The sequence below is a fragment of the Clostridium sp. OF09-36 genome (assembly GCF_003481985.1).
Classification (GTDB): domain Bacteria; phylum Bacillota; class Clostridia; order Lachnospirales; family Lachnospiraceae; genus Brotaphodocola.
The window spans coordinates 1-9,114 of the sequence record NZ_QUMD01000049.1 but is presented as its reverse complement, the minus strand read 5'-3'; the positions used below and the strand labels follow the sequence as shown (position 1 = coordinate 9,114).

The window sequence follows — 9,114 nt, the reverse complement described above, 5'->3', positions numbered from 1 at the left end:
AATGGAAAAAGCAGTATGGGAGCTGTTGTTGAACAGATACAACAGACCTATGATCTTCAGGTGAGTGGGTACTACAGCCAGCTGCAGTTGGTTGAGGAATTTTTACTTCGTGAGAGGGAGCTGTCTCTTGAAACGGATACGAACAAAAGTTTCTTTGAAGCATGGGAAAAAGAATCGGAAAGTACCCTTGCAACGGTGTACAAAGGGAACATAATAAAAAACTTAATAATGGACTGCCAATCTTACACAAAGTACCGCCCAAACGAGACTACGGGCGGTATTTTTGTATCATGGCGGAGAAAGGAGGAACTTCCCACGGGGGCTTGACTGAAAAGTTGAGCCCCTTTTTTCATGCCAAAAAACAGGAGGTAAATGCTTATGGCAGATGATAAAACCACAAAAACGCCGGAACAGCCGGTAACGGATAGCGGGCCGGGCAAGGAAACACCGCCTAATCCCCCAAAAGAGTCGGAGAAGGTTTCCGTTTCCCCGGAGCCGGAAAAAAAGACGGAACCAGAGGTAAAGACCCCACAGGTTTCTGTCTATAACTTCGCTGAAATTATGAAGGAAAAGAAAGCCGAGGAACGAGCGGCAGCTCCCGGCGTGGAAAAGCCTGACCCGGCAAAAGCGGAGAAACCGGAAAAGCAGCCGGAGGCTCCGAAAAAAGCAGAGGAAAAACCCAAAGAGCCGGAACAGCCGAAGCGCCGGGGCCGTCCCCCGAAAGCAGATAAGGACAAGGACGCAGCCTCGAAATCCAAAGCTCCCGCACAGAAAACGGAAAAGGCGGTCAAAAAGGAACCGGAGAAAAAAACGGCTCCAACGGTACAGGCCGCTCCCGCTCCGAAGGAACCCGAAAAACCGAAGGATGCTCCACGCCGGGGCAAGGAGCAGATCGTCTATATCAAGCTGAACGAACTCCACGCCTTCAAGAACCATCCCTTTGAAGTCCGGGACGATGAAGAAATGCGGGCTATGGTGTCCAGCGTTAAGGACAAGGGCGTGACCCAGCCCGCTATCGTCCGTCCCCGTGAGGATGGCGGCTATGAGATCGTGTCCGGCCACCGCCGCCAGAAAGCCAGCGAGCTTGCCGGATATGCGGATATGCCCTGTATCGTCCGAAACCTGACAGACGATGAAGCCATCACGCAGATGGTCGAGGATAATCTCAACCAGCGTGAAGAAATCCTCCCCAGTGAGCGGGCCAAAGCCTTGAAAATGCAGCTTGAGGCTATCAAGCACCAGGCTCCCGCACTTCGGGCCAGATTGACCCGAAGGACGCAGGAAAACGCTCCAACGAAATTGTGGCCGAGCGTAATAAGATGGCGGTCAAACAGGTGCAGCGGTATATCCGGCTCAATGAGCTGGTTCCCGACTTGATGAAGCTGATGGATGAAAAAAAACTGGGCTTTACTACGGCGGTGGAGCTTTCCTATATCGGCAAGAAGAACCAGAACTATATCGCCGTTGCCATTGACAGCCAGCAGTCCTCGCCTTCACAGGCGCAGGCAAAGCGTATGCGGGAACTGGACGAAAAGAAGCTGCTCAACGGGGATGTGATCGACGGCATTATGATGGAGGACAAAAAGGAGGTAGACAAAGTGATTTTGACAGGTGCGGAACTGAGCAAGTATTTCGGCAAGGAAACTACGCCGAGGGAAATGAAGGACCAGATCATCAAGCTGCTGGACGACTGGAAGGGTCAGCAGAAGGAACACGAAAAACCGGAGAAGAAAACCGAACAGGAAAAGTAAGCTAAAACTTCGGGTCAGCATGGCCCGAGGATTGCGCTCTGCCCCGCGCCCCGAAGCTCTGGAGATATAAATGATTCCCCGTCGCCAGTTATTCCGTAGCATAGCCGGGAAAATCAGTCAAGGGCAGCGCCGCCGCAGGCGGTGCCAGAGGCACCCTTGACGGATTTCTCCCGGTTATGCTTTTTCCCGGTCAAGCGACGGGGATATAAATTCTCCAGAGCCGTTCCCCTTCCCGGGGGAAGGGGCGGAGGGATTGGGCGAACTCTTGCTTTTCCCTAAACCAAAACAGAAATGGAGGCTCAACCAATGAAACGACCTTTAGCGTACCTGACCGCCGCATGGAGCGGCGAGCCGGATGTTGATATGGAGCTGGCGGCTCACTACTGCCGCCTTGCTTATGAGGCGGGCTTTTCCCCGATCTGCCCGCTCTTGTACCTGCCGCTGTTTTTGAATGACAGCGTTCCCGAGGAACATAAGGCCGGGATTGATATGCGCCGGGATATGCTGCGGCGTTCTCATACCCTGATCGTCTGCGGCAGCGTTGTGGACGAGGATGTGAAAAACGATATTGCGGTTGCCGGACGGCTGGGCATTGCGGCGACAACGCTGGAAGGGGTGCTTGCCGTGAAGGGACACGGCACCCCGGGCCATGCCGGACATTAAGCTGGGGAGCCTTTTCGACGGGATCGGCGTGTTCCCTCTGGCTGCTTCCCGGTGCGGTATCCGTCCGGTCTGGGCCAGCGAGATTGAAAAAGCGCCCATCTCCATAACCAAAAGGCACTTTCCCGATATGGCGCATTTGGGAGATATTACGAAGGTGGACGGCGGGAAAATCCCGCCGGTCCATGTGATAACCTTCGGTTCCCCCTGTCAGAACCTTTCTCTGATCGGCAACCGCTCCGGCCTTGCCGGGGCAAAATCAAGCCTGTTCTATCAGGCGTTTCGTATCATACAGGAAATGAGGGATGCTACTGATAACCTATATCCAGCTATCGCTGTTTGGGAAAACGTCATGGGAGCGTTTTCTACAAATGACCGGATGGACTTTAGAGCCGTCCTATCCGCCTTCTCGGACACCGAAGTTCCAATGCCTCCTTCGGGAAGATGGGGAAATGCCGGAATGGTGCGAGGGGGAACGCCTGATGTGTGCTGGCGGCTCATGGACGCCCAGTATTGGGCAGGCACCCGAAGGCTGGCACGAAGGCAGCGGATTTTCGTCGTGGCGGATTTTGGAGGCAGACGTGCCGCAGACATACTATTTAAGCCCCGTCCAATGCTCCCACTTCCTCCGCCTTGCGGAGAGGGCGGGCGGGCCGCCGCCGAAGGAGATCGAACAGCTTCTTTTGAAACAGGGCGGCAGATACCAGTCATCCACCCCTTTCAGTGCTTCCGTATGCGGGGAGCGGCAAAAAGGCAGGAAGAAACGGCCTTCCGAAACAGCTTCGGATTACCAACTGACCCTTTTCCCACTCTTTTAGCCAGTGACGTGACGCCCTTCGCCTTCTGGTATGAGGGCGACCCGGAGGGCGGCTGTATCCGTTTTCTGACGGAAACGGAAAGCGAACGGCTGATGGGGCTGCCAGAGGGCTGGACAAAGTACGGGGCGGACGGCGTGGAGATCCGGCCTCTGCAACGCTACAAGGCGCTGGGGAACGCGATTGCCCTCCCTTGCGCCGATTACATTATGGCCGGGATCTATGAGGTGCTGGCTGACCGGGCCGGAAAGGAGGAATGAGCCCATGTTTGAAGCCTATATAACCAACACCGCCCTGTACCCCTTGATGGGGATTGAGGTAGGGACAACGGTACATTTCCCCACGACGACACAGGAGTTGCAGGCCGCCCTTGCCAAAATCGGGATAGACGGGAAACGGTACAGCGAAGTGTTCTTTACCAGCTTTGACAGCGATGTGCTGGGGCTCTACGATCATCTCTACGAATGTGAGAACATCGACGAGCTGAACGAGCTGGGCCACGCCCTGCTGGAAGTACGGGATAAGGGCGGACTGGAAACCTTTGAAGCCGCTCTTGTCTTGGGAAACCACACACGGAGCGTGAAGGATTTGATAAACCTGACGCAGAACCTTGACCTTTACCGCTTTTACCCGGATATTTCCGATGATGAAGGGCTGGGCCGCCTTTACGCCGACGAGCTTGGGACCATCGACATACCGGAGCACATTCAGAACTACTTCGATTATGAAGCATACGGGCGGGATGTGCGTATCAACGAGGGCGGCGTATTCGCTCCCGGTGGATATGTGTCGGCAGTCCCGGAGGGCTTCAAGGAGTATTACCACGGGCCGCAGGACATTCCGCCGGAACACCGGATATTTGCCTATCCTGAAAAGGCCGAACCTGTCCACTCCATTCTCGTTGCACTCAAACGGTTTCAAGAAGCCCCGCCCGCTCCGAAAAAGGACAAGGCGGGGCCTTCCCATGAAGAACGGTAGGACTTCGGGCCAGCATGGCCCGAAGCATGAAGGAGGTGCATACCATCAACTATTACCCTATCAATGAAGGAGCCGCCCGCCGGGCAAAGGAAATGAACAGCTTTTCCGACTACAAGGAAGGGAGCGCAACGGCGGAATACCGGGCAATGGTGGACAAGGCCGCCGCCATAGCGGAAAAGCAGAAATCCCGGGTGGCCCCCATGTACCATGAGAAGATCGACCATTTGTTAGACACCTATGCCCGAAAGCTGGCTGAAAACATGAACCAGGGCTTTGCCATTGACGCAAGGGTTCCCTCTGTGATGATCGCCGGACCTGCCAATTTCCCGGTGGGGAAGAAGGAAAAACAGAACCGGGCCCGGGACAGCAACATGGAGGAATGGCAGTATATTCAAGGGCTGCTGGATAAGATACGCAGTACCGGCATGGGCGGGATCAGCGCCGATGACCCGGCAGCGATTGAAAAGCTCCAGAAGAAGCTGGACGGGCTGGAACGCTCCCAGCTCATTATGAAGGAGGTCAACGCCTATTACCGCAAGCATGGCAAACTGGATGGCTGTGCGCTGCTGTCGCCGGACCAGATCGAAAAGCTGAAAGCAAGCATGGCGTCAAGCTGGCGGAGCGACCCGAGGCCCTTTGAAAGCTACCAGCTTACCAACAACAACGCGGAGATCCGCCGGGTAAAGGCCCGTATCGAACAGCTTTCCAAACAGGCACAGCAGGAATTTTCCGGCTGGGAGTTCGATGGGGGTCGTGTGGAAATGAACCGGGAGGACAACCGCTTGCAGGTGTTCTTTGACGGAAAGCCTGACGCGGACACCCGGGCCGAGCTGAAAAGCAGCGGCTTTCGTTGGGCTCCCAGCGTGGGTGCATGGCAGAGGCAGCTCACGGACAACGCCATCCGGGCGGCTGACCGGCTGGAATGTATCAAGCCGCTGTCCGGCGAAAAGCTCCCAGCTTCAAAAGAAGCCCTCTATCTTGCAGACCATGCGGGAACAGGGCGAAAAAGTCCAGACGGAGCCGGAAAAGAAAGCTCCGTCCGGCAGGGATGCCGAGCGGTAAGCCTCGGGCCACATTGGCCCGAGGCTTTCTGTTCGCCGAGATTGTACGGGGGCCTCCCGGATAGCGGGAACCCCGACGGAAAGGAGGTTTTATGCAGGAAGAAGTAAACCAAAAAACGGTTGCCCTTTCGATCAGGACAACGAAGCTCACGGGAAAAGTGCTGGCTGCCGCTCTTGGGAAGGTGGTGCGGACGCTGCAAAAGCACCACCGGAAGGCGCTGACCCCACAGGGACGCCAGAGTGTGAAAAAGCTGATGAACCACTATGGCGGCAAAAGCGCCATGCCCTATGTGGGAGCCCCGAAGGATTTTGACCGGATCGCGAAGGAGTTCCATGTGGACTACGCTTTCCATAAAGTGAGCCCCGGCCATTACCTGCTGTTTTTCAAAGCCAATCAGGCGGACGCTATCACGGCGGCCTTCCAGAAGTACAGTGCAAAGGTGCTGGACAAAGAGCAGGACAAGCCTTCTATCCTCGGCCAGCTTCGGAAATTCACGGAGCAGATCAGGACGCAGGCAAAGGAGAAGCAGCGGACCAGAGAGGCGGTGAAGGACGGACGTTGAGTGACAAGATCAGAAAATATGTGCTCCCCAACCTGCCGTACCTCTTTGTGTTCTGGTTTTTTTCCAAAATCGGGACGGCCTACCGGACTGCACCCGGCACAGACTTCGGGACAAAGCTCATGGGGATGCTCGACACCTTCCCGAAAGCCTTTGAAACCTACTGGCCGGGGCTGGGCGGTATTGACCTGCTGGTGGGCCTTGCCGGTGCGGCTGGGATGTATCTGCTGATACAGTCAAAGATCAGGAAGGCAAAAAAATTCCGGCGGGATGCGGAGTACGGCACCGCCCGCTTTGGAACAAAGGAGGATATAAAGCCGTTTGTAGACCCTAAATTTCAGAACAATGTCATTTTAACCGGGACGGAGTTCCTTACCATGAACACCCGTCCGAAGGTACCTGCCAATGCCCGGAACCTAAACGCCTGTGTCATCGGCTCGTCCGGCTCGGGAAAGACAAGGTTCTGGCTGACCCCGCAGCTCCTTCAAGCCCATTCCTCGTATGTGGTGGTAGACCCGAAGGGCGGCACCCTCGACCAGTGCGGGCGGTTCCTGCAAAGGGAAAAATACAGGGTGCGGGTGTTCAACAGTATCGACTTCTCCAAATCCATGCACTACAATCCGCTGGCCTATATCAAGACGGAAAGCGATGTTTTGAAATTCGTTACCGCCCTGATTGCCAATACCAAAGGCGATGGCAAGGAGGGCGACGAGTTCTGGACAAAAGCCGAAACCCTTTTGTACTGCGCCCTTGTGGCCTATATCGTCTTTGAGGGGCCGGAGGAAGAACGCAACATGAATACGCTGGTGGAAATGATAAACAGCATGGAAGTCCGGGAAGATGACGAACCTTCAAAAATGCGGTTGACTATATGTTCGATGGGCTGGAACGCCGCAGTCCCCAGCACTTCGCTGTGAGACAGTATAAGAAATACAAGCTGGCCAGCGGCAAGACAGCTAAAAGCATACTGATTAGCTGCGGAGCCAGACTTGCCCCCTTTGACATTCCCCAGCTTCGGGAGATCATGTCCTATGACGAACTGGAGCTTGATAAGCTGGGGGATGAAAAATCAGCGCTGTTCTTCCTTATCAGCGACACGGACACCACCTACAACTTTTTGGTTGCCCTCGCTTTTTCGCAGATGTTCAACCTTCTGTGTGAACGGGCTGACAATACCTATGGCGGGCGTCTGCCCTACCATGTGCGGGTGCTGTGGGACGAGGCTGCCAACACCGGGCAGGTGCCGGGGCTGGAGAAAATTGTGGCTGTCATCCGTTCCCGTGAGATCAGCCTGACACTCTTTTATCAGGCTATGAGCCAGTGCAAGGCATTGTACAAGGACCATTCTGAAACCATCATGGGCAACATGGACAGTATCGTGTTCCTCGGAGGCCGGGAGGCTTCCACCCTAAAGGATATTTCGGAAAACTGGCTGGGCAAGGCCACCATCTCCATGCAGACCGAAGGCCGGAGCCGGGGGCAGTCTGAAAGTTACAGCCAGAATATGCAGCGGCTTGGCCGGGAGCTGATGACTACCAGCGAGATCACCACCATGCCCGGGGATAAATGTATCTTGCAGCTTCGGGGGCTCCCGCCCTTCCTGTCCCCGAAGTATGACTTGAAAAAGCACCCGAATTACAAGTACACAGCCGAATTTGATAAAAAGAAAAACGCCTTCCGCTTGGAAAGCCTGTTCCGCCACCGGCCATTGAGACTAAAGCCGGAGGACGAATACACGGTGTACGAAGTGGACGGCTCCGACACGGACGAAGAAGCTGACCTGTTGAACTTCGATGATCTGGACAGCGACGAGTTCGTGTAACTTCGGGCCATGATGACCCGAAGCGCCGCCGATGTGGGCGGCTTTTTTTGTACCCAAAACCATCAAACAAACAAAATGGAGGAACGTATATGGAATTTTTCAATCAGGCAATCGACATTCTTAAAATTCTGGTCATGGCTCTTGGCGCCGGTCTGGCGGTGTGGGGTGTCATCAACCTTCTGGAAGGTTACGGGTCGGACAACCCTGCGGCAAAATCACAGGGCATTAAGCAGTTCATGGCTAATTAAAGGGAACAAAAAGAAAGGAAAAACCAATCCAGACGGTATCAGCGGCAGGCTACAAGAATAAATTGTGATTACACAAGATTGGTGTTATAATAAGAGAAAAGTTCCTGCCGGGGCAGCCGCCCCGGTGGTATGGATAGGAAGGCAGGAAAACAATATGCACATCAGCTATAAACCACTCTGGCATACACTGTTAGAGCGTGATATGAGAAAAGAAGATTTAAGGCTTGCCGCCGGTATGACAACGAATATGATCGCCAACATGAGCAAAGAGGGAAAGCACATCAGCATGGACACATTAGCCCGTATCTGCGAAACGCTGAATTGTGAGATTACCGATGTGATTGAGTTAGTACCAGACGAGCCTGCTTCCACAGGAGGTAAGGAACATGAGCGAATTGAAACCGAGAATAACAGAAAACGGAATTGATTATATCCTTGATGGGGATTACTACATCCCGGATTTGAAGCTGCCGGAAGAACACCGCTCCATTGGAAAGTATGGACGGCTACACCGGGAATATTTAAGAGAAGTCCACCCAGCCAGATTGAACACATTGATATTGACCGGAGAGCTATGGACATATCTTGCAGACCTGAACGAACAGGCACAGGAACGGTTAGACACCATCATAGAGCAGATGAAAACTACCGAGGGCGTGACCGAGGAATTGAAGCGTACCCATCAAATGGAATGGGTGCAACGTTGCAATAACATTCACAACCGGGCGGAAGAAATTATTTTGCATGAGATGATTTATTCATAACGGTGTGATAGAATGATTATGACAAATCGACAGTTGTGGAGGTAGAAAAACATGTATAGAATATATAGTGCACTTATCGAAATTGTTGCGGCAGCTGTTTTTATAATTCCTATTTGGTGCATATATAACAAGTTATGTTTTCATAGCTGGAAACGAACTATTATTTATATGGTATTTGGGTTTTATTTTACTGCGGTCTTAGCACTTGTTGGCTTCCCTAATATAGCATCTCTGAAAATTGATTTTGCAGTGAACGTTATCCCATTTTTGGATATGGTTTCGGATTTCGTTAATGCTTGTTTGAATATACTTTTATTTGTTCCATTTGGTTTCTTTTTGCCGATATTGTGGGATAAATTTAGAAACATTAAAAATATTGCCTTAATGGGATTTATAGTTACAAGTTTAATTGAAATATCACAGATTTTTACTTTTAGAACCAGTGATATAAACGA

The 9,114-nt window shown here is 53.0% G+C and carries 9 protein-coding genes and 3 pseudogenes; all 12 read left to right on the top strand.

The window, feature by feature from the left end:
- A partial coding sequence (locus DXA97_RS20415; protein ID WP_207666858.1) for a hypothetical protein occupies positions 1–327 on the top strand: 327 nt, incomplete at its 5' end.
- A 45-nt stretch (positions 328–372) separates the two neighbouring features.
- Positions 373–1,751, top strand: a pseudogene (locus DXA97_RS19030) (ParB/RepB/Spo0J family partition protein).
- A 306-nt stretch (positions 1,752–2,057) separates the two neighbouring features.
- Positions 2,058–2,414, top strand: a complete 357-nt coding sequence (locus DXA97_RS19025; protein WP_009901612.1) for a hypothetical protein — start codon at positions 2,058–2,060, stop codon at positions 2,412–2,414.
- A complete protein-coding gene (locus DXA97_RS19020) occupies positions 2,401–3,486 on the top strand; it encodes a DNA cytosine methyltransferase (protein WP_107001185.1) in 1,086 nt (361 codons plus the stop codon). The genes DXA97_RS19025 and DXA97_RS19020 overlap by 14 nt, the downstream gene beginning before the upstream one ends.
- A 4-nt stretch (positions 3,487–3,490) precedes the next feature.
- On the top strand, positions 3,491–4,204 hold the full coding sequence (locus tag DXA97_RS19015; RefSeq protein WP_107001184.1) for an antirestriction protein ArdA: 714 nt from the start codon (positions 3,491–3,493) through the stop codon (positions 4,202–4,204).
- A 14-nt stretch (positions 4,205–4,218) separates the two neighbouring features.
- Positions 4,219–5,266, top strand: a pseudogene (locus DXA97_RS19010) (hypothetical protein).
- 91 nt (positions 5,267–5,357) lie between these two features.
- Complete coding sequence (locus DXA97_RS19005; RefSeq protein ID WP_107001182.1) at positions 5,358–5,828, top strand: PcfB family protein; 471 nt, start codon at positions 5,358–5,360, stop codon at positions 5,826–5,828.
- Positions 5,825–7,647, top strand: a pseudogene (locus tag DXA97_RS19000) (type IV secretory system conjugative DNA transfer family protein). Before DXA97_RS19005 ends, DXA97_RS19000 begins: the two are co-directional and overlap by 4 nt.
- Positions 7,648–7,736: 89 nt before the next feature.
- Positions 7,737–7,895 carry a Maff2 family mobile element protein gene (locus DXA97_RS18995; protein WP_003500126.1) on the top strand — a complete coding sequence of 53 codons (159 nt, stop codon included), beginning with the start codon at positions 7,737–7,739 and terminating at the stop codon, positions 7,893–7,895.
- A gap of 154 nt (positions 7,896–8,049) precedes the next feature.
- A complete protein-coding gene (locus tag DXA97_RS18990) occupies positions 8,050–8,322 on the top strand; it encodes a helix-turn-helix domain-containing protein (RefSeq protein ID WP_109258341.1) in 273 nt (90 codons plus the stop codon).
- Complete coding sequence (locus DXA97_RS18985) at positions 8,282–8,659, top strand: TnpV protein (RefSeq protein ID WP_118721414.1); 378 nt, start codon at positions 8,282–8,284, stop codon at positions 8,657–8,659. Before DXA97_RS18990 ends, DXA97_RS18985 begins: the two co-directional genes overlap by 41 nt.
- 51 nt (positions 8,660–8,710) lie before the next feature.
- On the top strand, positions 8,711–9,114 hold a 404-nt coding region (locus DXA97_RS18980), incomplete at its 3' end, for a VanZ family protein (RefSeq protein WP_147355609.1).